Genomic DNA, 1,722 nt, shown 5'->3' with positions numbered 1-1,722 from the left:
ACCCTGCCACTGGCAAACAATCTCATAGACATTAAGCGAGGGATGACCACAAGCAGTACAGCAATCTTTGTGCCTTTCACTACACAGGAACTGTTCCAGGGAGGGGTACAGTCACTTTATTACGGATTAAATGCTCTTTCCAACAACCTGATCATGGTGGACAGAAAGAAGCTGAAGAACCCGAACGGACTCATACTTGGAACACCGGGATCCGGAAAATCTTTCGCAGCGAAGAGGGAGATAGCCAATGCTTTCCTCGTTACAGATGATGATGTTATCATCTCTGATCCTGAGTCAGAGTATTCGCCTCTTGTCAGCAGGTTCGGAGGCCAGGTCATAAAGATCAGTCCTACATCAGACCAGTTCATTAATCCCATGGACATCAACATGAACTATTCCGATGATGACAATCCTACAGCATTGAAGGCGGATTTCATCCTTTCTCTCTGTGAGCTGATAGTCGGAGGAAAGGAGGGACTTAAGCCTGTAGAGAAGACTGTTATCGACCGATGCATTCATAAGATTTATCAGCGTTACTTCGAGAACCCCGGGAAGGATAACATGCCGATACTAGAAGACCTTTACAAAGCACTTTTGGAGCAGGATGAGCCTGAGGCAAAGGTAGTGGCTACTGCACTTGAGATCTATGTAACAGGTTCCCTCAATGTCTTTAACCACAGGACTAATGTGAACATTAACAACCGTCTTGTGTGTTACGACATCAAAGACCTGGGTAAACAGCTAAAGAAGATCGGAATGCTTGTGGTTCAGGATCAGGTATGGGGCAGGGTTACTGAGAACAGGAACCGTGGAAGATCCACCAGGTACTACATGGATGAGATGCATCTTCTTTTAAGAGAAGAGCAGACAGCAGCCTACACAGTTGAGATATGGAAGAGATTCAGAAAATGGGGCGGAATACCGACAGGAATAACTCAGAACGTTAAAGATCTTCTCGCATCAAAGGAAGTAGAGAATATCTTTGAAAATTCGGATTTCATTTACATGCTGAATCAGGCCGTAGGTGACAGATCCATACTAGCGAAACAGCTTAACATAAGTCCCCATCAGATATCCTATGTGACTCATTCAGGTGAAGGTGAGGGGCTTCTGTTTTATGGCAATGTCATCCTGCCCTTTGTTGACAGATTCCCGAAGGATCTTGAGCTCTATGACATCATGACCACCCGTCTTGAGGAGCGTCATGAAGCTGATGTTAGAGCTGCAGAATTACAGGAAGCGGCACAAGCTGAACGCGATTCATCTCTGCCTAATGCTGATGTAAACGAGCTTAATGAAAAGAAGATTTCTGAAGCCAGAAGTCCTTCAAAGGATCCAGGGTGTTTATAAATTCAAAACTGAATTCACTACGATTCGAGAACCTTATGGTATTCACAACAAAATGTAACACATAAGGTCCTGAAAGAAAGAGTGTAGAGAGATGGAAATAAAGAAAATAAATACATCAGAGGAATCACCGGAAAAAGTCATTCACGATAAAAAGTATCATCTTGAGCAGAATCCAAGAGCTCCGGGTGACAAGCTGATGAATGAAGCATCAGCGATAAGGGCTGTCAGGAAGAAGCTCAGGTTCGGAAGAGCAGATATGACACGTACAACAGAAGAGATAATGATGGAAAAGCAAAAGCAGCTTCAGGGAAGACGTGCCATAAGGCGTGAGTTTGCGATGCGGGAAGCTCTGCAGAAAGAAATCGATAAGGA

The 1,722-nt window shown here is 44.3% G+C and carries 2 protein-coding genes; both read left to right on the top strand.

Annotated features, from left to right (window positions below):
- Positions 1-1,350, top strand: a 1,350-nt coding sequence (locus T515_RS16130) for a VirB4-like conjugal transfer ATPase, CD1110 family (RefSeq protein WP_242839409.1), incomplete at its 5' end; no start/stop codon positions are given.
- Positions 1,351-1,441: 91 nt separating this feature from the next.
- Positions 1,442-1,722 (top strand): hypothetical protein (locus tag T515_RS16125; protein ID WP_036613611.1); only part of this gene is annotated, 281 nt, incomplete at its 3' end.

It is taken from the genome of Oribacterium sp. P6A1 (genome assembly GCF_000702885.1).
Classification (GTDB): Bacteria; Bacillota; Clostridia; order Lachnospirales; family Lachnospiraceae; genus Oribacterium.
This window is presented reverse-complemented; position numbering and strand designations above follow the sequence as displayed.